Annotated in this window: 33 protein-coding genes; 27 read left to right on the forward strand and 6 right to left on the reverse strand. The window is 45.2% G+C overall.

What is annotated here, in order from left to right; genetic code table 11:
* Positions 1–134 precede the first annotated feature (134 nt).
* The 3 genes from ACINLD_RS03045 to ACINLD_RS03055 all read left to right on the forward strand — a co-directional run bounded on the left by ACINLD_RS03045 (position 135) and on the right by ACINLD_RS03055 (position 3,047).
* Complete coding sequence (locus tag ACINLD_RS03045) at positions 135–662, forward strand: RDD family protein (RefSeq protein ID WP_026586756.1); 528 nt, start codon at positions 135–137, stop codon at positions 660–662.
* A 76-nt stretch (positions 663–738) separates the two neighbouring features.
* Entirely contained in the window at positions 739–2,058 is a 1,320-nt protein-coding gene (locus tag ACINLD_RS03050) for an MFS transporter (RefSeq protein WP_026586757.1), read from the forward strand.
* A gap of 74 nt (positions 2,059–2,132) precedes the next feature.
* Positions 2,133–3,047 (forward strand): chemotaxis protein, encoded by a 915-nt coding sequence (locus ACINLD_RS03055; protein ID WP_026586758.1) that lies wholly within the window; start codon positions 2,133–2,135, stop codon positions 3,045–3,047.
* A 38-nt stretch (positions 3,048–3,085) separates the two neighbouring features.
* On the opposite strand, the gene ACINLD_RS03060 is transcribed toward ACINLD_RS03055, so the two are convergent.
* From ACINLD_RS03060 to ACINLD_RS03075, 4 genes are all read right to left on the reverse strand, one after another.
* A complete protein-coding gene (locus tag ACINLD_RS03060; protein ID WP_026586759.1) occupies positions 3,086–3,547 on the reverse strand; it encodes a YkyB family protein in 462 nt (153 codons plus the stop codon).
* 140 nt (positions 3,548–3,687) lie between these two features.
* Positions 3,688–4,989, reverse strand: coding sequence for an MFS transporter (locus ACINLD_RS03065; protein ID WP_026586760.1), 1,302 nt, complete (start codon positions 4,987–4,989; stop codon positions 3,688–3,690).
* A gap of 86 nt (positions 4,990–5,075) precedes the next feature.
* Positions 5,076–5,573, reverse strand: a complete 498-nt coding sequence (locus tag ACINLD_RS03070) for a L,D-transpeptidase family protein (RefSeq protein WP_026586761.1) — start codon at positions 5,571–5,573, stop codon at positions 5,076–5,078.
* Between the two features lie 187 nt (positions 5,574–5,760).
* Positions 5,761–6,618 (reverse strand): metallophosphoesterase, encoded by an 858-nt coding sequence (locus ACINLD_RS03075; protein ID WP_026586762.1) that lies wholly within the window; start codon positions 6,616–6,618, stop codon positions 5,761–5,763.
* A gap of 147 nt (positions 6,619–6,765) precedes the next feature.
* Here ACINLD_RS03075 and fadH point away from each other — a divergent pair, with 147 nt between their 5' ends.
* The 17 genes from fadH to rok all read left to right on the forward strand — a co-directional run bounded on the left by fadH (position 6,766) and on the right by rok (position 19,075).
* Positions 6,766–7,530 (forward strand): 2,4-dienoyl-CoA reductase, encoded by a 765-nt coding sequence (fadH, locus tag ACINLD_RS03080; RefSeq protein ID WP_077736906.1) that lies wholly within the window; start codon positions 6,766–6,768, stop codon positions 7,528–7,530.
* 62 nt (positions 7,531–7,592) lie between these two features.
* Entirely contained in the window at positions 7,593–8,813 is a 1,221-nt protein-coding gene (locus ACINLD_RS03085; RefSeq protein ID WP_026586764.1) for an EAL-associated domain-containing protein, read from the forward strand.
* Positions 8,814–9,314: 501 nt separating this feature from the next.
* Entirely contained in the window at positions 9,315–9,557 is a 243-nt protein-coding gene (locus tag ACINLD_RS03090) for a YkuJ family protein (protein WP_026586765.1), read from the forward strand.
* 11 nt (positions 9,558–9,568) lie between these two features.
* Entirely contained in the window at positions 9,569–9,715 is a 147-nt protein-coding gene (locus ACINLD_RS03095) for a hypothetical protein (protein WP_179115733.1), read from the forward strand.
* A 53-nt stretch (positions 9,716–9,768) separates the two neighbouring features.
* On the forward strand, positions 9,769–10,287 hold the full coding sequence (locus tag ACINLD_RS03100) for a ribonuclease H-like YkuK family protein (protein WP_026586766.1): 519 nt from the start codon (positions 9,769–9,771) through the stop codon (positions 10,285–10,287).
* A 138-nt stretch (positions 10,288–10,425) separates the two neighbouring features.
* The gene (abbA, locus tag ACINLD_RS03105; protein WP_026586767.1) at positions 10,426–10,605 is read left to right on the forward strand and encodes an antirepressor AbbA; all 180 of its coding nucleotides are present in this window, start codon (positions 10,426–10,428) and stop codon (positions 10,603–10,605) included.
* Between the two features lie 180 nt (positions 10,606–10,785).
* On the forward strand, positions 10,786–11,229 hold the full coding sequence (gene cbpB, locus ACINLD_RS03110) for a cyclic-di-AMP-binding protein CbpB (protein ID WP_026586768.1): 444 nt from the start codon (positions 10,786–10,788) through the stop codon (positions 11,227–11,229).
* A gap of 155 nt (positions 11,230–11,384) precedes the next feature.
* A complete protein-coding gene (locus ACINLD_RS03115) occupies positions 11,385–12,260 on the forward strand; it encodes a LysR family transcriptional regulator (RefSeq protein ID WP_026586769.1) in 876 nt (291 codons plus the stop codon).
* A 134-nt stretch (positions 12,261–12,394) separates the two neighbouring features.
* A complete protein-coding gene (locus tag ACINLD_RS03120; protein ID WP_026586770.1) occupies positions 12,395–12,874 on the forward strand; it encodes a flavodoxin in 480 nt (159 codons plus the stop codon).
* On the forward strand, positions 12,864–13,757 hold the full coding sequence (locus ACINLD_RS03125; RefSeq protein ID WP_077736904.1) for a WD40/YVTN/BNR-like repeat-containing protein: 894 nt from the start codon (positions 12,864–12,866) through the stop codon (positions 13,755–13,757). The genes ACINLD_RS03120 and ACINLD_RS03125 overlap by 11 nt, the downstream gene beginning before the upstream one ends.
* Positions 13,758–13,788: 31 nt before the next feature.
* Entirely contained in the window at positions 13,789–14,241 is a 453-nt protein-coding gene (locus tag ACINLD_RS03130) for a flavodoxin (protein WP_026586772.1), read from the forward strand.
* Positions 14,242–14,344: 103 nt separating this feature from the next.
* Positions 14,345–15,055: a 2,3,4,5-tetrahydropyridine-2,6-dicarboxylate N-acetyltransferase gene (gene dapD / locus ACINLD_RS03135; RefSeq protein WP_026586773.1), complete on the forward strand. Its 711-nt coding sequence runs from the start codon at positions 14,345–14,347 to the stop codon at positions 15,053–15,055.
* A gap of 67 nt (positions 15,056–15,122) precedes the next feature.
* Positions 15,123–16,247 (forward strand): N-acetyldiaminopimelate deacetylase, encoded by a 1,125-nt coding sequence (locus ACINLD_RS03140; protein ID WP_077736903.1) that lies wholly within the window; start codon positions 15,123–15,125, stop codon positions 16,245–16,247.
* Positions 16,248–16,309: 62 nt separating this feature from the next.
* Entirely contained in the window at positions 16,310–16,555 is a 246-nt protein-coding gene (locus ACINLD_RS03145; RefSeq protein ID WP_026586775.1) for a YkuS family protein, read from the forward strand.
* A gap of 291 nt (positions 16,556–16,846) precedes the next feature.
* Positions 16,847–17,389, forward strand: coding sequence for a biofilm-specific peroxidase AhpA (ahpA, locus tag ACINLD_RS03150; protein WP_026586776.1), 543 nt, complete (start codon positions 16,847–16,849; stop codon positions 17,387–17,389).
* Between the two features lie 89 nt (positions 17,390–17,478).
* Positions 17,479–17,937: a TlpA family protein disulfide reductase gene (locus tag ACINLD_RS03155; RefSeq protein WP_026586777.1), complete on the forward strand. Its 459-nt coding sequence runs from the start codon at positions 17,479–17,481 to the stop codon at positions 17,935–17,937.
* 547 nt (positions 17,938–18,484) lie between these two features.
* Entirely contained in the window at positions 18,485–19,075 is a 591-nt protein-coding gene (rok, locus tag ACINLD_RS03160; RefSeq protein ID WP_026586778.1) for a transcriptional regulator Rok, read from the forward strand.
* Positions 19,076–19,220: 145 nt separating this feature from the next.
* On the opposite strand, the gene ACINLD_RS03165 is transcribed toward rok, so the two are convergent.
* Entirely contained in the window at positions 19,221–20,183 is a 963-nt protein-coding gene (locus tag ACINLD_RS03165) for a sporulation protein (RefSeq protein WP_077736902.1), read from the reverse strand.
* A gap of 161 nt (positions 20,184–20,344) precedes the next feature.
* Between ACINLD_RS03165 and ACINLD_RS03170 the strand changes: the two genes are divergently transcribed.
* The 6 genes from ACINLD_RS03170 (at position 20,345) to moaD (ending at position 24,566) form a co-directional block, all read left to right on the forward strand.
* The gene (locus ACINLD_RS03170) at positions 20,345–20,932 is read left to right on the forward strand and encodes a molybdenum cofactor guanylyltransferase (protein ID WP_077737234.1); all 588 of its coding nucleotides are present in this window, start codon (positions 20,345–20,347) and stop codon (positions 20,930–20,932) included.
* A gap of 104 nt (positions 20,933–21,036) precedes the next feature.
* Positions 21,037–22,050 carry a MoeB/ThiF family adenylyltransferase gene (locus ACINLD_RS03175; RefSeq protein ID WP_026586781.1) on the forward strand — a complete coding sequence of 338 codons (1,014 nt, stop codon included), beginning with the start codon at positions 21,037–21,039 and terminating at the stop codon, positions 22,048–22,050.
* 18 nt (positions 22,051–22,068) lie between these two features.
* Positions 22,069–23,361, forward strand: a complete 1,293-nt coding sequence (gene glp, locus ACINLD_RS03180; RefSeq protein ID WP_277692723.1) for a gephyrin-like molybdotransferase Glp — start codon at positions 22,069–22,071, stop codon at positions 23,359–23,361.
* Positions 23,328–23,882: a molybdopterin-guanine dinucleotide biosynthesis protein B gene (gene mobB / locus ACINLD_RS03185; RefSeq protein ID WP_026586783.1), complete on the forward strand. Its 555-nt coding sequence runs from the start codon at positions 23,328–23,330 to the stop codon at positions 23,880–23,882. The genes glp and mobB overlap by 34 nt, the downstream gene beginning before the upstream one ends.
* On the forward strand, positions 23,843–24,340 hold the full coding sequence (locus ACINLD_RS03190; RefSeq protein WP_026586784.1) for a molybdenum cofactor biosynthesis protein MoaE: 498 nt from the start codon (positions 23,843–23,845) through the stop codon (positions 24,338–24,340). Before mobB ends, ACINLD_RS03190 begins: the two co-directional genes overlap by 40 nt.
* Positions 24,333–24,566, forward strand: coding sequence for a molybdopterin converting factor subunit 1 (gene moaD, locus ACINLD_RS03195; protein WP_026586785.1), 234 nt, complete (start codon positions 24,333–24,335; stop codon positions 24,564–24,566). The genes ACINLD_RS03190 and moaD overlap by 8 nt, the downstream gene beginning before the upstream one ends.
* Before the next feature lie 28 nt (positions 24,567–24,594).
* Here moaD and ACINLD_RS03200 read toward each other — a convergent pair whose 3' ends face one another.
* Positions 24,595–24,975, reverse strand: a complete 381-nt coding sequence (locus ACINLD_RS03200) for a hypothetical protein (RefSeq protein ID WP_026586786.1) — start codon at positions 24,973–24,975, stop codon at positions 24,595–24,597.
* A gap of 256 nt (positions 24,976–25,231) precedes the next feature.
* Between ACINLD_RS03200 and ACINLD_RS03205 the strand changes: the two genes are divergently transcribed.
* Entirely contained in the window at positions 25,232–26,989 is a 1,758-nt protein-coding gene (locus tag ACINLD_RS03205) for an ABC transporter ATP-binding protein (protein ID WP_277692725.1), read from the forward strand.
* Positions 26,990–26,992: the final 3 nt, after the last annotated feature.

A 26,992-nucleotide genomic window follows, 5' to 3' on the forward strand; every position in this document is an offset into this window, starting at 1 on the left:
ACACGATAAACCTGAAAGTCAATGAAAAGCTTGTGATCTGTACATTAATTTAAGTTTAAAAAAGCGCATTTCATATTGATAACATTCGGCATGTCTTAGTAGTATATAGAAGTCAGATGTTAGGAGGAAATACCTTGGAATTAAGCAAACATGAAACAGCTCCTGCAGCCGGGAGCAACTTGGCCGGAATCGGTTCGCGTTTTTTGGCTTCTTTTATCGATAGTATCATTCTTGGTATTCCGATGTATATCGTCACCCTTGTGATTTCTATTCAATTGTTCATGGGGGATGTTGAATTCATGAGCATTATTGAAAGAGATCCCGAGAAGGTCACAAACCAGGAATTCTTCACTGTTTTGTCCTCGGTTTTTAAAGTCGCGGGGATTATGGCAGCCCTCTCATTTATCGTTTATTTTCTGTATTTCACACTGATGGAATCATCCAAATGGCAGGCGACGCTGGGCAAGAAAATCATGGGCATTCAGGTTGTGGAAGCGGAAGCTGAGGGCGGAAGAATCTCATTCGGCCGTGCAGCCGGACGATTTTTTGCCAGAAGCTTCTTATCTCCGATATTAATGATCGGCTATATTTTGGCGTTTTTCACAGAGAAGCGGCAGGCGCTTCATGATCTCTTAGCCGGTACCATCGTCGTAAAAAATTAACGGATGACAAAGACAGCACGCTTTCAGCTTGAATGCGTGCTGTCTTGTGCAAAAAAACATGAGGAGGCACATCCATATGGATATTCAGCCGGAACAGGAACAAGCTTTAAAGCGGGCGCAGAGAAATGGAATCAAGTTGTTTTTGACATTGCCGATCATTTCCTGGGCTTTATACGATTTTGCCAATACGATTTTTTCGTCAAATATCGTGACGATCTTTTTTCCTTATTATTTACAGGAGGCGGTCGGTGATAGCGATGTTATGAACCAGGTGGCCAGCACATTTATTTCATACTCAAATGCTGCGGCAAGTTTTTTGCTCGTCATTTTTACGCCATTATTCGGGGTTTTGATCGACCGTACAGGAAGGAAAAAGAGATATATCGGCCTGTTTACGATGATCTGTGTGGCTTGCACCATTTTAATGGGGGTTTTTGCGGGCGCTTCTTTTCAGCAAAAGGTTTACGGCCTTCCTTTATCATTGATTCTCGTTGTCGTTTTATTTGTGACAGCAAAGTTTTTCTATCATTCAAGCCTTGTGTTTTACGATACGATTTTGCCTGATTTAGGAACAAAAGATGAAATCCCGCTGCTCTCCGGATTTGGCATTGCGGTCGGGTATATCGGCACATTGGCCGGTTTAACCGTCTATTTGCTGGTTGGTAATCATGATTTTCATAAAGCATTCATCCCGTCCGCCCTGTTGTTTCTGATCTTTTCCCTTCCTTACCTTATCTTCACAAAAGAGCGCAGAAAACCCGAGGCAATAGAGAAGAAATCGTTTTTCAGCGGATACAAGGAAATTGCCGAGACGTTTAAGGATATTCGTTTGTACCGCCCGGTTTTCTTATTTATGATCGCATACTTTTTTCTCAATGATTCCATCTCGACGACGGTGGCGATGATGTCGGTCTATTCAACAGCCATTATCGGTTTTACGAAAGGGCAGTTTCTTATCCTTTATCTTGTCTCCACCTTATCAAGCATCATCGGTTCATTCATTCTCGGCTATGTAACAAAGCGGGTCGGGGCCAAAAGAGCGGTCAGCATTGTGGCCGTCATTTTGATTACCGCGCTTGCGATCGCTGTGTTTACGACATCAGCCGCATTGTTTTGGGTGGCGGGCAGCCTGTTTGGAATCGCGCTTGGCGGAACATGGGTCGCGTCAAGGACACTGATTATTGAACTGACACCGGAGCATAAAAGAGGCGAGTTTTTCGGCTTGTTCGCTTTGTCAGGAAAAATTTCTTCCATCTTCGGACCGGTCCTTTACGGATCGATCACACTGGTGTTTAAAGACATGGGAAATGTCGCGAGCAGGATGGCCTTCGGATCGCTGATGATACTGGCTGTCATCGGACTGATCATTCACCGATTTGTAAAAGTAAAAGCTTGATTTAGAACATCAACTTTTCATGAAAGACGCCGATATAAAAGATACAATATCATCTAGGATAGAGAGGGATATCAGTGTCTTTAAACCAGGAAATTTTATTAAGTTCCGGAACCAATGAATTAGAAATCGTAAAGTTCGAAGTTGGTCACAACATTTTCGGCATAAATGTAATGAAGGTCAGAGAAATTATTCAGCCGGTCGAGATTACGAAAGTGCCTCATTCCCATCAGCATATGGAAGGAATGATCACGCTGCGCGGGGAGATTCTTCCCGTTATTGATCTTTTCTCTTTCTTTGGAGTGGAGCATGGAGAAGAAAAAAACCAGGAGAAATACATTGTCACTGAATTCAATAAGCGGAAAATCGTGTTCCATACAGGCCCGGTTTCACAGATCCACCGGGTGTCATGGGAGGAGATTGAAAAGCCGACAGCTTTGAATCAAGGGATGGAAAGGCATATGACCGGGATCATTAAGCTTAACGGCCTAATGATATTCCTGCCTGACTACGAAAAAATTATTTTTGATCTTGAATCGGCATCAGGCATCGATCCTTTTCAGATGAAAAATGAGAAGTTTGACGAGAGGCGCACCGACAAAAAGCTTGTCATCGTTGAAGATTCTCCTCTGCTGCTCCGCCTTCTGGTCGAAAAGCTGAATGAAGCGGGCTACAATAACATCGATTCGTTTGAAAATGGAAAAGATGCGTATGACCACATGCTTCAGCTGATGGAAGACGGCACCGCTCTTCGCGAAAAAGTCGACCTGATGATCACAGACATCGAGATGCCGCAGATGGACGGGCATCGCCTGACAAAGCTCCTGAAAGACAACCCGTTAAGCTCTGATCTGCCGATATTGATTTTCTCTTCGCTGATTACAGATGACCTTCGCCATAAAGGGGAAAGGGTCGGCGCGGACGAACAAATCAGCAAACCTGAGCTTAACGAACTGATTGAAAAGCTGGACAAGTATATTTTCCAAAAATAAAAAAAGCCCCTTTATGAGGCTTTTTTTATTTTGTCTGATCAGAAATAGCTTTCACCAAGCTTTTTGAATACGGGTTTTTGAGAAGGGCGCTTTTTGTTTGTGACAAGCGGCTTTTCTTTCAGCCCCGTGTAGTTTTGCAGAAGCTGCTTGGCTATATTCAAAGACATATGAGCTTTAGGGTTCCGATACGTATGATTTAATGTACCTAAGTGCGGAAGGTTGACGAAGTCTTCTTTAGTTGGAGGCATGTGAAAAAAGTAGTCTCCAAGAGAAATGAGCACATCTGACTGCTGCTGGCTGAATCTTGGATTTTTTGAAAAATGAAGTCCTATCTTTTTACCCTTTCCTTCATTGACGAGCTTTTGCAAAGCTTTCTTTTTCAGGAGATACAGGTATTTGGGATTAGTCGCGGTCTTCGCGTGGCGATTCACTGTATAAATCGCTTTTGACAGGTTCTCGATCGTTGGTTTTATGTCTTTCGTATGATTATGGTCGTCCATTTTTTCTCTCCTATTCATTCTTTCCTTACCACCTCCTAAGGATGTAAGGCTTATGTCTAAATTATACGAAATAGAAGAGAAAATGCAAATATATCATAGAAAAAACGCGCGAATTTTTAATCAATCGCGCGTTTTCACCTTTATAAAACAGAGTTTATTTTCGCTTTTGTATTTTTTTGTCTTCTCAATTCCGCTTGGACGTCGATTTCAGCCGTCTGGGCGCTGAATTTAGGCAAGGCGATAAAGTAATACAGGGCGGTCACCAGAATAACTCCCGCCAAACCGTAATATATATAATCAACCTTGGCAATAAATGCTGGAAATAAAACAGCGATCATCCCGAGCGCCGAGGATTGGGCGAGCATTGTGAGCGGATCCGTCCAGCCGCTGACCCTTCCCATCAGCCTTGGATGGACGATTTTAGGAATCCAGCCTCCAAGAGCGGTATTGACTGGGCCGAGACAAATCCCGGCCAAAAAAGCAGCCGCATAATATACAGGCAATTGGTCCGTAAACCCGAGCAGAATGATAAACACTCCTGCAATAAAGATCGGTACGGACATCAGGTATTCCGGCTTCACTTTTTTTTCAAGCAGAGCGCCGACGGCGATCCCTGTCAAAAGTCCGATGCCGAGAACGACTGTAAAGAGCGATGTGTGCCACTCGTAACTGTCGGGGGACAGTTCATACTTCATTTTAAACATCGGCAGAACACTCAGTCCGCCGCTTACAAGTCCAAACGCAAAATATCCGAATACGAGGGAAGCGAGCAATTTGTTTTTTAAAATGTACACGATCCCTTCTTTAAAATCGTGCAATGAATTTTTGACCGTGACGTTTTTCCAGCCTTTTTCACCGTTTGGTTTCCTCGCTTCGAGGGAAATATCACAGGAACGGATTAAAAGGGCTGAAATGATAAAGCTGATAAAATCGAGAGCGATCGCTCCATGCAGGCCGATCGTCTTATACATAAAAGCTCCCAGTCCTACGCCGAATAAGAGAAACAGGCTGAACAGCATTTGATTGAGCCCGGCCGCTTTGGCATATTGGTCCTTTCTTAATATCGCCTGAACCAAGCTTGCTTCGGCAGGATAGAAAAATTTTGTCACCGCGCTTCTGATAAACAGAACGAAAAACACAAGCGGTATGATTTTCAGATATAAAACAAAAAAGAGAACGACGGTCAGTCCCGCCCTGATCCAATCACAGTTTTCGGCCACTTTCTTGCGGTCAAAACGGTCAGCGACCACACCGACGATAAAGAACACAAAGACCGTCGGCAACGAGTACATGAGCTCGGCGATCGTCGTATAAGCCGGCTGGCTGCTGAACCGGTCGAGCAAGAAAAAAGCGAAAGCCATATTTCCAACTGTCGTTCCCATTTGAGAAGCGAAAGCTGCGAAAAAAAGTCGGACGAAGTTACGATTTTTAAAAAGATCCATATATACGCTCCTTACCCTAAAGGTCCTACTATATCTTAATACAATACGGTATATTGTTCAAATTTGTTTTGTCTGGAATGTACTGTTTATGGCGTAATGGACACTCGGGTTCCGTTTGGCACGATCGAAGCTAGTTCCAGAACATCCCGGTTGTGCATGCGGATACATCCCTTTGAAACAGCTTTGCCAATTGAGGCAGGGTTATTCGTTCCGTGGATGCCGTAGTGTATTTTTGACAGGCTTAACCAATAGGCACCGAACGGCCCGCCCGGGTTCGGCTGCCGATTGACAATATAGAATTCGCCTCTCGGCGTCTGTGAGAGGATTTTACCGACTGCAACCGGATAGGTTTTGATCAATCGTCCCCGATCAAACAACTGCAGGGTTTTGGCGCTAAGCGACACGACAATCCGGTAAGGGATTGTGTCCGGATTTCTGATTCCCGGGATCACGATGGTCTGACCAGCATAAAGCGGGCCGCCGTTCAAACCTGGATTTGCCTGAACCAGCGCCGTGCGCGACGTTCTAAAATCGCGGGCGATGCTTTCCCATGTTTCTCCCGGCTTTACTTGATACATCAGCAATGTCTTATGAACATCTCCTTTTTAAAACGAAAAAGGAGCCTTTTCCGCTGCTTTATATTAGACGGAAAGAGGCTGTGGAAGTTTCGTTTTCCTGAGTTTGGAATGAGGTGAAAAGGAGCGGGCGTTTTTTCTATTTGTCTTAATGTATGCAAATGTTTCCTTTTTTGAGCCAAAAGACCGGAGCGATTTATCTTGATTCCAATTGAAATACGGTGATTTCAGGTTTCGACAAAAAACGGAGCGGCAGCCTTGTTGTCCCGATGCCGCGATTGACGTAAATTTTCATCCCGTTCAGCTCGTACATTCCTTCCGTATAAATTTCACCGTACGGAGGGGTGATCAGAGGGCCGAATATCGGGAGCTGAACCTGGCCTCCGTGGGTGTGTCCCGAGATTTGCAGGTTGACGGGATAATTCTGTGCCGTTAACGCGGCATCCGGTTCATGGACCAGCAAAATCGAAAAGGCCTTTTCGCTGAGGTTGGAGAGGACGGCTTCATAGTTGGGACGGCCGAGCATTAAGTCGTCGAGAGAAGCCAGTTCAATCCTGCTGCCGTCGATCAGCTCAAGGTTCATAAAACGGTTTCGAAACACGTTAAATCCGGCTGAAGCCATAAGCGTCTGATAGACTTTTGTTCCGTAGCCCCCATGATCATGGTTGCCGTAGATGGCAATCTTTCCGTAAGGGGCGCTAAGCTTTTTCAAGGCTGAAACAACCCGGTTATGATCTTTGTAAAGATGAGGTTTATCAATGAGATCTCCGCTGAATACGATCAAATCAGGCGAGAGGTGATTCACTTGTCCGACGATATGTAAAAGCTCGTCTGCAGTAAAGTACTCGCTCAAATGGGTGTCGCTGAACTGGACGATCCGAAATTTGTCAAATCCTTTAGGGATAAGGGCATGTCTGATCGGAATGAAATTTGTTTCTAAGCTGTGCGGTTCAAGGTAGCGGGCATACCCGTAGCCTCCCGCCGCTGTTGAAACACCAGCCGCGGCAAGACCCAACACCCCTTTTAAAAATTGTCTTCTGGAAAGCTTTTTCATGATCAACCAACCTTTTTTAGGAATCCTTACATTATATCATCCGTCCAAGGAAATCAGGACAATCTGCGAGTTTTGTTAATTTTTTTTAACGGATATGGTAAACTGTCTATTGAATGAATGCTCATTCACGAAAAAGGGGGATGGAAAATGGACAGAAAAGTTGTGATCGTGACCGGCGGATCAAGCGGAATGGGGAAAGCAATTGCCAGAAAGCAGGCCGAACAGGGCTGGAATGTGATGATTACCGGGAGAACAAAAGAAACGCTTCTGGCGGCCAAAGAAGAGATCGAAACATTCGCCGGGCAGGTAGCGATATGTCAGATGGATGTCAGGTCGGTTGAACATGTGGAACACATGATTGATGAAACGGCGGCCCGCTTTGGGACGATAGATGCTCTCGTGAACAATGCGGCCGGCAATTTTATTTGTCCGGCAGAAAAGCTGTCCGTCAACGGCTGGAAGGCTGTCATTGACATCGTGTTGAACGGGACATTCTATTGCAGTCAGGCGGTCGGGAGATATTGGATGAAACATAAAAAAGAAGGCCAGATTTTAAACATGGTGGCGACCTATGCATGGGGAGCCGGGGCGGGTGTCGTACATTCCGCTGCGGCCAAAGCGGGTGTCCTCTCATTGACAAGAACGCTTGCCGTCGAATGGGGGAGAACCTACGGGATCAGGGTTAATGCGATCGCTCCGGGGCCGATTGAAAGGACGGGCGGTGCGGAAAAACTGTTTGAATCAGAAGAAGCGGCGCTTTCAACGATCAAAAGCGTTCCGCTTGGAAGGCTGGGAACGCCTGAGGAAATCGCGGGGCTTGCATCATTTTTGCTGTCCGAACATGCCGCATATATAAACGGAGAGTGTGTGACAATGGACGGCGGTCAATGGCTCAACCCCCGTCCGTTTTAACGATGTCAAGGTGTGATGCGGTATGGTATAATCATACAAAGATGAGAAGCAGGTGATATGCCATGTTGGATCCACTCGACATTTTAACAAACATTGAAAATGTCATTCCTTATTATCAGCCAATCTTCAGCGCTGAAGAGCAGAAGGTCATCGGCTATGAAGTGCTGGGGCGAATCGAGGTTGAATCCGATGTTCAGAGCCTCGGGCCTTTTTTCTCTGATCCATCAATTCCTGAAGAATATAAAACAGAGGTTGATTTCAGAGTGATCCGCCAGGCGCTTGACCATTTTTTAGACAGCGACCCGGACCTTTTGATCTTTATCAATCAAGACGCCAATGTGCTGATGATGGATCACGGAGAATCGTTCCTCGAGCTTTTGATGGAGTATCGCGATAAAGGGCTCGAACTGAACCGCTTCGTCATTGAAATCACGGAGCAGCATTTTGAAGGGGATATTGAGCAGCTGCACCATTTGCTGACGTATTACCGTACATACGGCATTAAAGTCGCTGTTGACAACATCGGAAAAGAAAGCAGCAATCTCGACAGAATCGCCCTGCTTTCCCCGGATTTGTTAAAGATTGACCTTCAGCCGCTCAAGATGTCCTCGCCTTCGCCTTCCTATGAATATGTACTTTACAGCATATCGCTCTTAGCGAGAAAAATCGGCGCAGCCTTGCTGTACGAAGATATCGAAGCGAACTTTCAGCTTCAGTACGCATGGCGAAACGGAGGCCGCTATTTTCAGGGGCAGTATTTACAGTTGCCGAGGCCGCAGTTTGTTGAACGGGATTTATTGAAGGACCGGCTTCAGGCTGAATTTCATCAATTCATCGCCCATGAGAAAAAGAAGCTCGAAGTGTTGTATGACCACTCGGAACAATTTTATAAAAGGGTGCATCAGCTTGTGACATCGTTGAAAAAAACGAGTCAAACAGATGATGACTTTCTCTTGCACCTTGGAAAAGAGCTGACCGACTGCAGCTTCAGAATCTACATGTGCAATGAAGACGGCTTTCAGCTGACAAAAAACGTGTATAAACATGATGGAACATGGCTGTTTCAGCCGGAGTACATCGGCAAGAACTGGAGCTGGCGTCCGTATTTTCTTGAGAACATTATGAGAATGCGGACGATGAGGAAAGGGTTTTTCAGTGATTTGTACAGCGACATCGAAACGGGAGAAATGATCAGAACGTTTTCCTATCCGATGGATGAAGAGCTGTATCTGTTTATTGATCTGCCTTACTCCTATTTATATGAACAGGATGGTTTAATTTAAAAAGCGGCCGAGAGAGCCGCTTTTTTTGCACTCTGTGCTTGAGAGTCCGCGTGAGGAGTGCTGGACTTTCACATTTTAAAAAAAATTCGCAGAAAACAGTTGACAATGATAGTGATAATCATTATCATTTAACCATAGAGAGATAAACCTCTCTGTTCCCCAACCCCTCTATCAGATCAAGATTTAAAAAACTTGGCGCTGCCCCCGCCAAGTTTTTTATTTGCGCGAAAAATTCTGGGTTTGGAATAAAACAACCCGCATGGTCAATAAATAAATGATGACACCCGAAAACGGAAATATGCTGCCTGATTCGTCTGCAAAATTTTTTTATGTATGACATTCAAAGGAAAACTCAAACTATAAAAAGCGGTTTTCTTTTTCTGATAGGAAAAGGAAAAATGCCATCGCCTGATACTTTGTGGTATGATGCGTGTAGAACTTGTATTATAATTAATACTTGTTGATCCTGAAGTTGTTTTTTTGAAAGGAGTCTTTTTTAGAATGTCACAATTAATGGGTATCATCACGAGACTGCAGAGCCTTCAAGAGACTGCGGAGGCTGCCGGCGAACCGACGCAGCGCTATTTCGAAGTAAACGGGGAAAAAATATGCAGTGTAAAATACTTTGAAAAAAACCAAACGTTTGAGCTGACAGTTTACCAACAAGGAGATAAGCCTACAACGTTTCCGTTCGACAATATCGATATGATTTCAATCGAGATCTTCGAACTGCTTCAAGCATAAGGAGGATATGAATGAAATTTCCAGGCGTTATTTGTCCGCATTGCCACAGCGTGCAGCATATGGATCAGGTCCTGACAGCACAGTCCAATCAAAATCTCATATACAAATGTGACAGCTGCGGATTCAGCTTGAAAAATATACCGACGAAAAAAGGGTAGCAGGCTTTAACGTTCATCTTCGGTTCAGATCATAATTGAAAAGGGGCATTCCAATGGCGGATTCTTTTCTTTTTTACAATCTTTCTGAAGATCAAATGACTTTTCCTGAAGTGATCGAAAAGCTCAAGACGTTCATTCTTCATGACCCGCGCTCAATCTATCTGCTGTCGGTCGGAACGGACTCTCAGATCCATCAGGACTATACGAAGTTCATCACTGCCATTCATTTGCACCGCAAAGGCAAAGGTGCATGGGGCTGTTTAAAAAACACCATTGTGAAAAGACCGATACATAGCCTCAGAGAGAAAATATCGCTGGAAACGGCTTACAGTCAGGAAATTGCCGCATATCTTCTGAATGACTATTTCACCGAAATCACGGATCTGCTTCTTCCGTTTACAGACGAGGGAGCAGATTTGACCCTTGAAGTTCATTTGGATATCGGAAAAAAAGGGATGACGAAGGATTTAATTCAGGAAATGACAGGGCGGATCACCTCGATGGGAATCTGCGCCAAAATCAAACCCGACTCCTATACAGCTTCCAGTTATGCAAACCGATATACAAAATAATTGTTTGCAAGAAAATCGCACAGATGTCGAAATGTGCGGTTGACGATTAAATTTTTATTTCATATTCTAGCCCTATAGAAACTAGAGAGAAGATATAGCTTCTGACTCTAGCTAAATCAATTAGGGGGCTGGTTAAGAATGGAACGCTTTTCAGAAGAAGAGAGAAAACTGTTGCTGAACGTACTGTTGAACCATGAATACGCCGTAGAGCTGTTAAGCAGTGAGATCAATGATATAGAGACGGGTACAAAAAACGTGGATAGCCACACATATAAACAGCTGGTAACCTTATATGACCGTGTCCGGTCTGACAATTAGGCCAAATTATATCAATTGATACTCATCTGAGTATCTTTTTTGTTTCATAGCGCGTTTTTAAGTGGGAAACTGATCTTTGAAAAAAGGAAAGTTTTCGACAAAAACTGATAATGTTTATATTATAGTAGTATAGGGAAAACATGCGTTGATGGATTACAGTTGAAAGGGAGTCGAAAAATCATGATTAGTTTGCAATCAGATGAGCTTCTTGAAGCGACAGTGGGTCAATATATGATTGATGCTGATAAAGTAGCCCATGTTCAAGTCGGAAACAACCTGGAACACGCCCTCCTCGTTCTGACGAAAACCGGTTATACAGCCATCCCTGTACTTGATGCGTCTTTCCGTCTCCATGGATTAATCGGGACCAACATGATCATGGATAAAATTTTCGGACTCGAAAGAATCGAATTTGAAAAGCTTGATCAAATGCATGTTGAAGATGTGATGCTGACAGACATTCCCCGCCTGAAGACAGATGATCCGATCTTAAAAGGGTTCGGATTGGTGATCAACCATGCGTTTGTTTGTGTTGAAAATGAGGATCAGGTTTTTGAAGGCATATTTACGCGGCGGGTCGTTTTAAAACAGTTGAACAAACACCTTCGGACATTTAATAAATAGGCGCGAAAAGCAGCCTATTTTTCATTTGCAAGGTTTTTTCACTCCCCACCATTTCCCCCGCAAATATTTCCAAAGTGTTTTTTCCTGCTTGATGAAGAAACAGCCATTTGCGTAAAATGAATGATAAGAAAAACTTATTGAAAAGAGGAGTGTCAATGCAGCTTCAGGAACTTTATATGCTTGTCGTACTGGCGGAGGAATTAAACATGAGAAAGGCGGCTGAACGTTTGTTTGTTTCCCAGCCTGCTCTCTCACAGCGGCTGCAGACGATCGAGAAGTCATGGGGGACGAAAATCTTTTTAAGATCGCAAAAAGGCCTCACCGTCACAAGCGCAGGAGAAAAAATCATCCAGTTTGCCAGAGACGTGACACTGGAACAGGAAAAGGTCAAGGAAAATATTGATGAGCTGGAAGGGGAAATTCATGGCACACTGAAGCTGGCAGCCGCTTCTATTATCGGCCAGCACTGGCTTCCCAAAGTCTTAAAAACGTATGTCAAACAATATCCGAACGTTAAAATTTCGCTTATCACAGGCTGGAGCAGCGAAATGCTGAAAAGCCTTTATGAAGACCACGTTCACATCGGGATTATCAGAGGGAATCCCGAGTGGAAAGGACCGAAGCATTATGTGATGAGAGACGAATTGTACCTCGTTGACACGGAAATCCAAAACATTGAGGATATCGCCAAAACCGAGCGGCCCTTTATTCAGTTTAAAAGCGACAGCACCTACTACCAGGAAATTCAGCATTGGTGGCATCAAAAATTTAAAACATCACCGAAGCAGACGATCATTGTCGATCAAATTGAAACCTGTAAACAAATGGCTTTTCACGGAATCGGCTATGCGATCCTTCCTTCCGTAACACTTGTTGGCAGCGGAAGCCATGTTCATAAAATGCCATTGCTTGACTCGAAGGGACAGGCTATCGGAAGGGATACGTGGCTGTTGGGATATGAACCGGCATTTCAGCTTAAACAAGTTCAGGCGTTTTTAGAGGTTGTCAAAGCTTGTTCATCAATGGAATAAACCATCAAAAAGGCAGTGCTTCCTTAAGGAAGGCTGCCTTTTTGATATCTTTTGTTGACATTGATAATCATTATCATTTAAAGTGTATCTATATAATAATGAAAATCATTATCAATTACTCTGAGGTGGTTCAGTTGTCTAAAGCATTGATTGCATTCGCCAGTATGTCTGGCAATACAGAAGATATCGCGATGATCATCCGGGATGTGTTCACAGAGCATTCCCTTGACGTCTCCTGTCAGGAGATGGATGATGTCGACATCGATTCACTGCCTGAATTTGATTACATTTTAATCGGCTCATACACATGGGGGGACGGTGATCTTCCTTATGAGGCCGAAGCGTTTTATGAAGAGGTCTCAGCCATGGACTTAAAAGGGAAAAAAGCGGCCTGCTTTGGTTCAGGGGACTATGCATATCCGCAGTTCTGCGAGGCGGTAAACACATTTTACAGCATGCTTGAACAGACGGGAGCCGACCTTTTTGCCGAAACCTTAAAATGTGAGCTGGCCCCTGAAACAGCTGAAGACAAAGAGTGCTGCAGAGAATTTGCAGCAGGCTTTATCAGATGGGCGGAACATCAAAAGCGGCAGGCTGAGCCACATGTTTCATAAAGGGGCTACAGCCGTCGCATCCGCAAAACATTCGGGCTATTTTGTCGCCATTAAACGGGAAGGGATTTTTCATTATTCTTTTGAACACGGCTGGAAAAAGCTTTTTCCTTTGAAACGCAAAATCTGTTCGATCACCTATATCGGCGATTATTTGTTTGGTGTTGGGGAATCCGGCACTATTATCAGATCGTCTGACCAGGGGCTGACATGGTCTTTGTCGAGTTTTCCGACAAACGCAACGATATGGTCCATTACAGGGCGGAATGACGGATTTGTGTGTGCTCACGGCAAACATTGCATCTACATATCCGATGATTTCGGAGTGTCCTGGAAGATCGTCAAGCCGTTTTCAGAATTGTATAATCCGCCGGTGATCCGTTCGCTTTGTCTCCATGAAAACCGTCTGTTCATCGGCACGAGAATCCATGAGCTTCACGGCGGTGTATGGGCCTATGATTTCAATCAAGACACCGCTTTTCTAGTGAAAAAGGAAGCGGAGCGGATGACTGCATCCATGATCGCCATCGGCGGAAAATGGCTGGTTTGTGCGATGGGATCAAAAAAAGGAAAGCATGGAGCTGTCGACATGCTCAATATCCACACACATGAGGAGATACGCATCAGACCGGACATCGATGATAAAGAAGAAACCTTTCTTGATGTATCGGAGGACAACGGGATCATTTATGTCACATCAGCCCAGGATCGGGACGGATTCTCAAGAATCTATCAGCTTGACTTTTTTGAAAAAGAGCTGAAATGGTTTGACACCATTAAAGGGCACGGCTTCAGAGTGGCCAATCAGAAGGAAAATTTCTTTTGCGCGGGACTCTATGAATGCAAATTTGTCAGACCGTATGAGGAGCCTCAAGCAGCTCACTGAACTTACATTGTGTTTAGGAGGAATCATCACCATGGGGAAAGTTTTACTTGTTTATGCAAGCATGTCCGGAAACACGGAAGCGATGGCGGATTTAATTGAGAAAGGCCTTTTGGAAGGAAAGGCCGATGTTGACCGCCATGAAGCAATGGATATTGACGCGGCGCTTTTTAATGACTATGAGCATATGATTTTCGGCGCCTATACTTGGGGGGACGGAGAGCTCCCAGATGAGTTTTTGGATATATATGAAGATATGGAAGGCCTGGACTTCAGCGGCAAGACGTTTGCCGTGTTCGGGTCGGGTGATACATCCTACGAACATTTTTGCGGGGCGGTCGACATCCTTGAAGAAAAAATCAAGGAGCTTGGCGGAGAAATCGTGATTCCGTCTGTCAAAATCGAGATGAACCCGGAGGGCGAAGAAGAAAATCAGCTGCTGGATTTCGGCAGGGAATTTGCAAAAAAGTGCGAGGTGCCGGCTTGATAAGAGGCAAAAAGGAAACGGAGCCGCCGGTTCCTTTTTTTCTTGTTTTTACACCTTTCCTTTGATACAGTAATGAGAGAAAAAAAGAAGGAGGACTTACATAATGAAAATGATGGATGCAAATGAGATTATCTCATTTATTCAAAATAGTAAGAAATCAACACCTGTCAAAGTGTATGTGAAAGGCGATCTTGAAGGAATCGATTTCGGTGCTTCCGCACAAACTTTTATTACGGGAAACACGGGCGTTGTTTTCGGAGAATGGGACGAGATTCAAGCTGCGCTTGAAGCGAACAAAAGCAAAATCGAAGACCATGTCGTCGAAAACGACCGCCGCAATTCAGCGATTCCGATGCTTGATTTGAAAAACATCAAAGCGCGCATCGAGCCCGGCGCGATCATCCGCGATCAAGTGGAAATCGGCGACAATGCCGTGATCATGATGGGCGCTTCCATCAATATCGGATCTGTGATCGGCGAAGGCACGATGATCGATATGAACGTCGTGCTCGGGGGACGAGCCACTGTCGGCAAAAACTGCCACATCGGAGCCGGGGCTGTGCTTGCCGGTGTAATCGAGCCTCCTTCCGCAAAGCCTGTCGTCATTGAAGATGACGTAGTCATCGGCGCAAACGCGGTTGTCCTTGAAGGTGTGACAGTCGGAAAAGGCGCGGTGGTCGCTGCCGGCGCGATCGTTGTCGAAGATGTTGCGCCGTACACGGTAGTCGCTGGAACACCTGCGAAAAAAATCAAAGATATCGACGAAAAAACAAAAGGCAAAACAGAAATTAAACAGGAATTGCGCCAGCTTTAATCAGCGGCATCAAAAAGTGCGTGGATTGAAAATCCACGCCTTTTCGTATAGGCGGGAGGTTAAGAAAATGAAATTGGAGCAGCTATCAGCCATTCGCAGAGATTTGCATCAAATTCCGGAACTCGGATTTCAGGAATATAAAACACAGGCCTACCTTCTGAACCTTTTGCAAAAGTATCCCGAGAACAGGCTTGAGATTGAAAAGTGGAAGACCGGCTTGTTTGTGAAGATTAAAGGAACCGCGCCTGACAAGATTTTAGCGTACAGAGCGGATATGGACGGGCTTTCTATCGAAGAAGACACGGGATATTCCTTCGCTTCCGTTCATCCGCAAAACATGCATGCGTGCGGACATGATTTCCATATGACGATAGCGCTTGGCATCATCGATCACTTCGTCCATCATCCGGTCAAACAGGATCTTCTGTTTTTGTTTCAGCCGGCCGAGGAAGGTCCCGGGGGAGCGGAGCCGATGCTTGAAAGCGATCCGTTTAAAAAGTGGGCGCCGAGCATGATAACGGCGCTGCATATCGCACCTGAGCTTCCTGTCGGAACGATCGGGACAAAAAGCGGGCTTCTGTTTGCCAATACGTCAGAGCTTGTCATCGAGCTTGAAGGAAAGGGCGGGCATGCGGCATATCCGCATCTTGCCGAGGATATGGTGGTGGCCGCCAGTTCGCTTGTCACGCAAATGCAGTCGATCGTCGCCAGAAACGTGGACCCGTTGGACAGTGCGGTGATCACCATCGGGACGATCACGGGAGGATCTGCGCAAAACATCATCGCCCAAAAAGCAAAGCTTGAAGGTACGATCCGGACGCTTTCACCCGCATCAATGGATGAGGTGAAAAGAAGGATCGAAGCGATGGTAAAAGGTCTGGAGACTGCCTACCATTGCAAAGGAAAAGTCAGCTATCCCGCGGCATATCATCAGGTTTATAATTCAAGCGAACTGGTCGAAGACTTCATGCAGTTTGTTTCAGAAAACGGACTGGCTGAAGTGATCCGTTCCAAAGAAGCGATGACGGGCGAAGATTTTGGCTATATGCTGAAAAAATATCCGGGCTTTATGTTTTGGCTCGGTGTCGATTCTCCGTACGGGCTTCATCATGCCAAACTCCAACCGAAAGAAGAAGCCCTTGAGACAGCCGTCCGCGTGATGACCGCTTATTTCTCAGCACGCGCCAATTAGATGCACAAACTGGTATAAAATCCAGGCAAATGTGGCATCTTAAATGATGGAGGTGTTTCTTCATGTCGAAAAAAATCGGAATCGAACAATCTCTTTCAGATGTTGAGGCTGCATTAAAGGAAAAAGGGTATGAGGTTGTCTTGATGAAAACCGAAGATGATGCTAAAGGCTGCGACTGCTGTGTTGTCACAGGCCTTGATCACGACATGCTCGGGATCTCGGATACGATGACCGGGGCATCCGTCATTCAGGCCACCGGTTTGACAGCCGATGAAATTTGTCAGCAGGTTGAGCAAAAACTACATTAATCAGGGATAAAACCGAAGTTCAAGCTTCGGTTTTAACTTGTTCACGTGCAGAAGCTAATGATTTGTTTCCTTTCCTGAGGCGTGGTACACTCTTTTTAGAAAATGAAATGTCAAGATCTAGCAAAAAAGATGCCACTAATTTAAATTCATTATCAATTAATATTGACTAAAAAAACGACAACCATTATAATTAAATATGTGATGTTATTAACTAAGTGAGAATTTTTAATTTGGATTCTCATTTTGATATGGGTAGCAGAACCCAAAAATATTATTGGAGGGATACATAAAATGGCAGAACGCATGGTAGGAAAACAAGCGCCTCGTTTTGAAATGGAAGCTGTGCTTCCAAACAAAGAATTCGGTAAAGTTAGCTTGGAAGAAAACATGAAAAATGACAAATGGACTGTGCTTTTCTTCTATCCGATGGACTTTACTTTCGTGTGTCCGACAGAAATCACAGCGATGAGCGACCGCTATGACGAGTTTGAAGACCTTGATGCGGAAGTGATCGGCGTATCAACCGACACAATCCACACTCACCTTGCCTGGATCAACACAGACCGCAAAGAAAACGGTCTTGGCCAGCTGAAATATCCGCTTGCAGCCGACACAAACCATGAAGTTTCCCGTGAATACGGTGTGCTGATCGAGGAAGAAGGCGTCGCTCTCCGCGGATTGTTCATCATTAACCCGGAAGGCGAAATGCAATATCAAACTGTTTTCCATAACAACATTGGCCGCGATGTTGATGAAACATTGCGCGTTCTGCAGGCGCTGCAAACAGGCGGACTTTGCCCTGCAAACTGGAAACCTGGTCAAGCAACGCTTTAATTTCGTCTCTTATAGATGAAACGAGATTGGAAAGGTCTAACATTTGTTAGGCCTTTTTCATCGACTACAATCACAATGGAGGAAAAAACATGAAACTACGTCAGCCTATGCCAGAGCTCACTGGCGCAAAGGAATGGTTAAACGGAGAAGTGACAAAGGAACAGCTGATCGGCGAAAAGCCGACATTGATCCATTTTTGGTCAATCAGCTGCCACCTGTGCAAAGAGGCGATGCCGCAAGTCAACGAATTCCGCGACAGATATAGTGATAAACTGAACGTTGTCGCCGTTCATATGCCGCGTTCAGAAGATGACCTGGACATCAACAAAATTAAAGAGGTAGCGGCTGAGCACGATATTACACAGCCGATTTTTGTTGACAGCGAACATAAATTAACGGATGCTTTTGAAAATGAATATGTCCCTGCTTATTATGTATTTGACAAGACCGGCCAGCTTCGCCATTTTCAAGCCGGAGGCAGCGGAATGAAAATGCTCGAAAAACGCGTCAACCGCGTTCTTTCTGAAACAGAACAATCTGCCGAATGAGATCAAAAGCCCCTTTGCCGGGGGTTTTTTATTTAGCAGGGCGGCCCTTTCAAAAAAAAAATCAAAAAAATTTCCGCTTTCCGCCCCTCTCTATAAATAGACCATAAGACACTGTTTCTTTCTTAGGATAAGCCTAACGTCCCGCTTTTCACTAAAAAGAATTCCGGCGCGCTTTCCCGCATAAATATACCCTGTTTCGACAGAGGAAATCTGCCAATTTTGAATATTCTGGATTTATAAGCCGGAATGATCAGCGATTTCTCACACTTTCCATTAATGTTGGGCAAAACCTTCAACCTTTAAATTATGTTCTTGTAAAAAGTATTTTTCTAGGTTTCTTCATTATTTACCATAATTCGACACAAGGTGTAGAGTAGGTCAAAATGCTTCAAAAACTCCCGCGGCTCTAACTTTTGTGGAAATTTAGTTCTATTTTCTTAACGGGAAATAGCAGTAGAAAAACGAAAAAATAATTGATAAAATTAGTTTGGTAATCTAATATTTTTATTAGAAGGTTTATTTATTCTGATAGGAGGGTATAAACGGTATGTTTAACGAGAGGGAAGCATTGCGTTTAAGATTAGAGCAGCTGAATGAGGCTGAGATTAAGGTCATTAGGGAGTATCAAATCGAGCGTGATAATATTTATGCCAAGCTGCGCGAATTGGATCGCCCATCCAGCTTTAACGATACAAAAAAAGATTTTCGAACAGAGCGAAAAAGCGAATCACTCCCGGTTTTAGCTGAATTGGCTGCACAAGAGATGAAAAGCTACCAGCAGCAACAGCAGCCCCATACATCTCAAAAAAACCAGCAGCAGACTTCTCCGCAAGCCTCCGCACTGCCTGCCGGAATTCCAGACGGAACGACAAGGCGCAGAAGGGGAACAGCCCGTCCGGGGTCAAAGGCTGCAAAACTGCGTGAAGCGGCGATTAAAACATTAAAACGCCACAATGCGGCAATCAAAAGCTCCGAACTTCAAAAAGAAATTGAAAAAGAAAGCGGACTTGAGATCCCGAATATGACAACCTTCATGCAAAGCTTGATCAAGATGTACCCGGAAGTCAAAAAACCATACCGCGGACAATATATACTAGAGGGCGAAATCTCTACCGAGACTGAGACTGAACAGCAATAGATTTAATCCTTGCTTTTTCCAGATAGCGCTTGCATTTTCAAAAAAAAACGGCGGTCGATTGTCGATCCGCCGTCTGACCAAACTGCTTGAGAAAACGTCTCAAGCAGTTTTTTTGTAAAAACCATTTTTTTACTTAAAGTGGTATTTAATTTAATGGTTTTGATTCTTTGTCTTTTCTGCTGATTTTGTAGACCCAATTTTGCGGGGAACTTTCCTCTTTCGTCTGGTTTTTCCACTCTTCGATTTTTTGCTCCATTTTAGCGTCATTGGCTTGAATGAGGCTCAGCTGTTTTTGCAGCATGTCAACTTGCTCTGTTACCGATTGCAGGACCGTCTCCACCTGTTCTGAACGTGCGAATACATCACTCACTTTGTCTTTTTCAAGCGCTTGCTCCGTTTCCCGGAAGGTGTCAATATCAGCAAAATGAGAAGCAATCCACTTATCGCTTTCATCAAGCTGCCTTTTGTAGGAAAGAATCGTTTCGTAAAACAATGCTTCTTTCGTTTTTTCGGCTTCCAACAGACGCTTTTTCGTTGCTGCCACCCGTTCTTTTAATAAAGCCACATCGGATTCAATCTCCTTCAGCTGCAGGTTTTTAGCATGAAGTTCATCTTTCAGTCTGCTATTTTCTTCAGCGATATTTTTCAAGTTGATTTCGGTTGTTTCCCTGAGCTTTCTTTCTTTTTCTACATTGAGTTTCTCGTTTTCTATTTGTTTATGTAAGCCTTTTTTCTCCGCTTCGGATTTGATTTTTGCCAAGTGAAGGCGGTGTTTTTCTTCGATTTCTTGTTTCCGCTTAAACGTTTCTGTTTGAAGAAGCTCATGGAGCACAACGATTTTATTCAATAATTCGCTCTTGATGCGGCTGAGTGCATCCCCCGACTCTTCCTCCCGGTTGGCTGAAACCCGTTTAAGCTCCAGTGTCAGCTGCTGCAGTTTCTCCTTCATTGCGGCATTTTCCTGATTGAGCTTATGGTTTTTTTGGTGAAAATAGCTTGCTTCAAGCTCGTGAATCAATTGATGGCACCTGGCCAGCTCCGCTTTTAAAAAGAGATTTTCCTGTGATAAATCATGAAAGTAAGGCAGTGAACCCGGTGTTTTTTTCATGGTGATTTTAGCCTCCTAAAAATGTTACAACTACAATATGCAAAAGCCGGACCGATCATGTCTCCCCAAAAAATCCGTTTTGTAAACTTGTTCGTCTTTCCGCACTTTTGCTATGCTTTTGAAGAGGGTTGTTGCTTTGAAAAAGAAAGGCTGTGAAAGAAATGAAGCCCGTTTATGTTGTTTTATCAGGCGGATTATCACGCCGGTTTGGAGAACCGAAGGCGTTTGCAATGTGGAAAAATAAGCCTCTTTATCAATGGTGCAAACAGGCAGTTGGCGGTGAAGCGCTGATATTGAGCCATCCCGGCCTGACCGAACGGTTCAAGTCGTACGGAGAAAAAACAGTATGGGAAGATATAGAGCCTTTCAGAGGGAAAGGCCCGCTCGCCGGCATATATACGGCGATGGAGCATGAGGAAGGGGACATATATGTTGTGTTGGCCTGTGACACACCCCTTATCCGCCACGCGACAATCAAGGCTTTAACCGAACAGCTGACGCCTGAGAGCGACGCCGTTGTCGCGGTTGCAGACGGAAGGGCGCAGCCGCTTGCGGCCGTCTACCACAAACGGATCAAACACATCATATATGAACAGCTTCTGCAAGATGAGCTGAAGATCAAGAGCTTCCTCGACCGCATTCGTGTCAAGTATATTGAAGCACAAGCGATCGGCGCAGAATCTTGGGAATTTCTAAATGTCAATAAAAAGTCGGATTTAAAAAAGATAGAAGCGTTTTTTCCGGAATGAAATGTTTTATCATAGATTGCAGGCGTTTTTAAAGGCTGCGGGAAAGGATGTTCGCGGCAAAACATGATATGATACTAGAAAAGGAAGTAAAGGAGTTTATCCTGATGCATGAACGGTATTCGAGGCAAATCAGATATCAAAACATCGGCCAAGCGGGGCAGGATCAGATAAGGAAAAGCCATGTTTTGATTGTCGGAGCCGGAGCGCTCGGCACAGCAGCTGCCGAAGGGCTTACCCGGGCGGGTGTCGGCGCGTTGTCCATCATCGATCGCGATTATGTCGAATGGAGCAACCTGCAAAGACAGTCGCTCTATGCTGAACAAGACGCGGAAAAACGGCTGCCTAAAGCGATTGCGGCGAAAAAGAGGCTTTCAAAAATAAATCGAGATGTCAGGCTTTATACATATGTTGCAGACGGCAACCCCGAGACGCTGAAGCCGCTTATTGAAGAGGCCGATGCCGTCATTGATGCAACAGACAATTTTGAGACGCGCATGGTCATTAATGACTTGGCACAGTTGACGGACACGCCGTGGGTTTACGGGGCCTGTGTCGGCAGTCAGGGCATGTACATGACGATCGTTCCGAAAAGCACGCCATGTCTTGCCTGTTTGTTCGGGGAAATACCGATTGGGGGAGCGACATGCGATACGTCGGGCATTATTTCCCCTGCCGTGCAAATGGTGTCGGCCTTTCAGCAGGCTGAAGTATTAAAGATGTTGACGGGTCGCCATGAAGCTCTCCAAACTAATTTTGTCACGTTCGATTTATGGGCAAACACTCATTTTAAGATGAAGATAGACAGGAATGAGGAATGCCCGTCATGCGGCAAAACGCCGGATTATCCCTTTATTCAGGACGCCAGCCAAAAGAAAGCGGCTGTGCTTTGCGGAAGGGAAACCGTCCAGATTCGCAGCGACATGCTGAAGCGTATTCCGAAGCAGGAGCTTAAAGAAAGACTTGCCGGGATCGGAAAGGTTGAGGCGAATGACTATCTGCTTCATGTCGCATATGAAGCGTTTCGGATCGTCATTTTTCACGATGGAAGGGCTCTGGTTCACGGCACAAACGATATTAAAGAAGCCAACTCAGTATTGGCGCGAGTCATCGGAATGTAGAAACAGGAGGTCTTTTGAATGTTGGAAAAAAGAAAACCGATCGCCGTCTATGAAGCTGCACAGCTTGTCTCACAGTTTCAAAAACAGGGGGAAACGGAGTGGGTTCACCTTGAAGAAAGCCTGCATCGATATTTAGCTGAAGATGTATTGGCCGACCACCATGTCCCGGCATTTGACCGTTCGCCATACGACGGTTTTGCCGTCCGTGCGGCCGATACTGCCGGCGCTGCCAGGGAACATCCGCTCAAATTTGAAGTCATTGATCATATCGGAGCAGGGGCAGTGTCTGAAAAGAAACTCGGTCCTTTTCAAGCCGTCAGAATTATGACGGGAGCGCAGATCCCAAAAGGTGCGGATGCGGTTGTCATGCTCGAGCTGACGAAGGCATATACAGAAGGCGGCAGGAACTACATGGAGCTGAAGCGTTCATTTAAGCCTGGGGACAACATTTCAAAAATGGGAGAAGACGCGGAAAAAGGCTCTGTTCTTTTAACGAAAGGAACGCGGATTACATCGGGGGTTGTCGCTTTGCTTGCGACGTTTGGATATGCCTGTGTTCCCGTGATCAAGAAGCCTGTGGTCGGCATTATCGCCACTGGAACAGAGCTCTTGAACGTCAGCGATCCCCTCGTTCCCGGAAAAATCCGCAACAGCAACGCGAGCATGGTCGCTGCTCAAGTGGAAGAAGCGGGAGGGCGGCCGCTTTATTTCGGAAAGATCTCAGATCATTTTGATGAAAGCTTTGAAGCCGTTGAAAACGCTTTGGATAAGGTTGATTTTCTGGTGACAACCGGCGGAGTATCCGTTGGTGATTTTGATTTTCTGCCGGCCATTTATGAGAAGCTCGGCGCTAAAGTGCTGTTCAATAAAGTGGCGATGCGCCCCGGGAGCGTCACGACAGTCGCCCAATTAAACGGAAAATTGCTTTTTGGGCTGTCAGGAAATCCGTCCGCCTGCTTCGTCGGTTTTGAGCTGTTTGTGAAGCCATCCATAAAAACCACGCTGCTTGATCCGAAACCGTATCCTTTGTGTGCAGAAGCGGTTCTGACCAAAGATTTTCCGAAACCGAATCCGTTTGCAAGGTTTGTACGTTCTGTTGTCTCCATCAAAGAAGGGACACTTCACGCCGAACCGGTCGGCCTCGATAAATCGGGTGCTGTCACATCGCTAGCTGATGCCAATGCCCTCCTGGTCTTGCCAGGAGGAACAAGAGGCTATGAAGCGGGAATGCGGGCACATGTGCTTTTATTTCGCGATGAGAACGGAAGTGACCAGCTATGGCCGCACATTTTCCAATCCTCCAGATCGTAGGGTATCAAAACAGCGGGAAAACGTCGTTTGTGGAAATGCTTGCTGACAAGCTTGAACATTCCGGTGTGAAGGTCGGCTGCCTGAAACACCACGGTCATGGAGGTGAACCGGAAGCTTTGACAGAGGGAAAGGATTCCGACCGGTTTTGGCGCGCCGGTGCAGCGGTTTCCGGTGTTGAAGGCGCGGGGGTGCTTCAGCTTAGCGCCCGAGGTGATTGGACGCTGGAGAAGCTGATTGCACTATACAGCCTCATGCCGATTGACTGCCTGCTGATCGAAGGGTTTAAACAAGCGGCCTTCCCAAAAGTAGTCATGGTCAGAAATGAAGCAGACGGCCATCTGCTTGAACAATTGTCGGGCACCATCGCCGTCATTTACCGGGACAGTCAGCCGCGTGAAGTGCCGAACGGTGTACCATCCTTTCATATTGCGGATCCCGGTGCAATGTCGTATATATTAAACCACTTAAAGGAGGAAGGCGTTTGTCTGAACGATTCGTCATCACCCAAGAACCGATTGTGATCGAAGATGTCGTCAAAAAAGTCGAGAAAAGAGAAGCCGGAGCTATTACGACATTTATCGGTACAGTCAGAGAATGGACAAAAGGAAAGAGGACGCTCTATCTGGAATATGAGGCCTATGTTCCGATGGCAGTCAGCATGCTCGCTCAAATAGGAGAAGAAATCAAGCAAAAATGGCCGGGGGCAGAGGCAGCCATTACCCACCGGATCGGAAGGCTGGAAATATCGGAAGCTGCTGTTGTCATCGCGGTTTCTTCCCCTCACCGGAAAGCGGCCTATGAAGCGAACGAATATGCGATTGAAAGAATCAAGCAAATCGTGCCAATATGGAAAAAAGAGCATTGGGAAAACGGTGAATCCTGGATCGGCGACCAGCTTGAAACAACTGCATACCCGGAGGGAAAACCAGACATTGAAGCTGCTGCTTCAAACGATAAAAGAGGTGCTGAACATGATTAAAATATTGCTGTTTGCCCACCTTGCGGAACAGGCGGGCGCACAAAGCATTGATCTGGACGCAGAGGAAACAACGACAGACCGAATCAGGCAGTTTTTGAAGGAAACATACAGCCTCAGAGGAACAGACCGGGCGATGATCGCTGTCAATGAGGTGTATACAAGGGGCAACAGTGAAGTGAAATCAGGTGACACAGTTGCTTTCATACCCCCGGTCAGCGGAGGGTGAAACAGCCGGCAGCCGGTTATAGCTTGTTCTATAACCGGCTGCCGTTTTTGTCTGAGTTGTTTCCGAGATAGAGAAAACACCCGCGCCTTTCTTTTGAAATGTTTGGTTCTAATTTTTGAATGAGCTCATAAAGCTCACTAATACGGTGAACGTTGAAGTTGGTTCTTTCCTTGAGCTTCATCTTCAGTTCTTTCGTTGTGACAATTTTTCCTTTTTGCTGTTTAATAATGTCTACGCAATGTGCAGCATAATACTCTTTATTGGAACGTCTATGTCGCTGGATCTGCCTGTCGAGTTCTCCCAATCTTTCATAGATCCCTTCACGCTCTTTCCTGATGTCTTTCCAGATTTTCTGTTCCAATTCACCTAAGAGGAGAAGCCGTTTTTTCAAAGCCTCTCTTTTCGACATTGCAATCAACTCCGTCATTCATAATTTGATAACATTTTCTATTATTTTACATCAAATTCCTTCATTCATCAAAAAATTTCCTTTATATAAGCTTCATATTTTTTAAGATGTCAAGAGAGGTAAATTTCAAACGTGAGAGGTGCAAAGTCTCCATAATAAGTCTGAATTTTTTAAAATCGGTGGAATTTTATTTCGGAAATCGATATATTAAATGATGTGTCCTAGTTTTACATGAATTGGAAAGGTGCTGGTGCGAATGGAGTCTCTTAAAAAACTGAAATCCTTTTATTGGCCTTATAAAAAAATGTTTGTGCTGTCGCTCGTTTCAATGCTTTTAATGACCGCGATCACTGTGATTTATCCGATTATGCTGCAGCTGACGATTGATGAAGTGATACTCGGCGGCGAATACGGCTTGGTCATGTGGATTAGCTTAGGATTTATCGCAGTCATGACGGTTAAGGGGGCAGCTACTTTTTTTCATCAATATCTCGGTGATATGTTCGGCATCCGCTCGGTCTACAGCTTGAGAAAAGAGCTGTATGCGAAGCTGCAGCGCCTCTCGTTTAAATATTATGACAGCGCAAAAACAGGGGATCTCATGTCGCGGTTGACCGCAGATGTCGAAGGAATCAGATTCTTTTTATCTTTCGGCTTTGCAGAAGCGATTCGCTTCATCCTGCTTGTCAGCTTGAGCCTTTCTGTTATGTTTTCTTATTCTGTGCCCCTTACGCTCGTAACAATCGCATCGCTGCCGTTTCTCGGCGCTGCGGTTTACCGGTTTGATCAAAAAGTGCATCCTGCTTTTCGAAAAATTAGAAAATCATTCGCCCGTTTAAACACAAAAGTTCAGGAAAACATCAGCGGAATCAACACCGTCAAATCCCTATCAAAAGAAGACTTTGAAATTCAGAATTTCACTCATTCAAACGAACACTTTCGAACGAAAAATTTACATGCTTCATATATCATGTCAAAGTTCTTCCCTTTGATGGAGTTTATCGGCAATATCTGTCTGGTTGCTCTGTTGTCGTTCGGCGGCTGGCTTGTCATTCAAAATCGGTTAAACCCGGGGGAGCTCGTCGCTTTTTTCAGTCTTGTTAATTATATGATGTGGCCGATTATGAACCTTGGATATGTGATCAACTTGTTTTCACAAGCAAAAGCGTCAGCAGAACGCTTGTTGGAAATTCTTGACGAAGACGAGGAAATCACCGACCGAGGCCAACCGGAACAAAGCGGACGGCTGAATGGGGATGTCGTATTCAGCAATGTATCCCTTCGATATACAAAGGATAACGCGGAAGCTTTGCATGACGTTTCCTTCCAAGCTCCCCGCGGGAAAACGATTGGTTTAATCGGGGCGACGGGCTCCGGGAAAAGCAGCATTATTCAATTGTTGAGCCGTTTTTACGAACCGACAGCGGGAATGATCACGATTGATGACAAGCCGCTTTCCAGCTATTCATTAAAGATGCTGCGCTCCAATATCGGTATCGTGCCTCAGGAATCGTTTTTGTTTTCATCCACCATCCGCTCGAATATTGCATATGGAAAACCGGATGCCTCGATGGATGACATCATTGAAAGCGCGAAAAGGGCGCAGGCCCACGACTTTATTATGGAGCTTCCAGACCGATATGAGACGATGCTCGGCGAGAGGGGGCTCGGGCTTTCGGGAGGCCAAAAACAGCGGATTGCAATCGCGCGGGCGATTTGCCTCAATCCGAGCATTCTGATTTTGGATGATTCGACAAGCGCCGTCGATATGGAGACCGAACACCGCATCCAGCTTGCGCTCAAGGAAGTCATGCGGGATCGGACGACTTTCATTATCGCCCACAGAATCTCGTCTTTGAAACATGCCGACGAAATTCTCGTTTTGGACGGCGGCAAGGTAAAAGAAAGGGGAACACATCAAGAGTTAATCGAGAAAAACGGTTTGTATAAACGGATTTTTGATTTGCAGTACAAAGACCAGCAATTGCTGAATGAACCGCATTTTGCAGGATAGGGG

The organism is Bacillus sp. z60-11 (genome assembly GCF_046464135.1).
Classification (GTDB): Bacteria; Bacillota; Bacilli; order Bacillales; family Bacillaceae; genus Bacillus; species Bacillus sonorensis_A.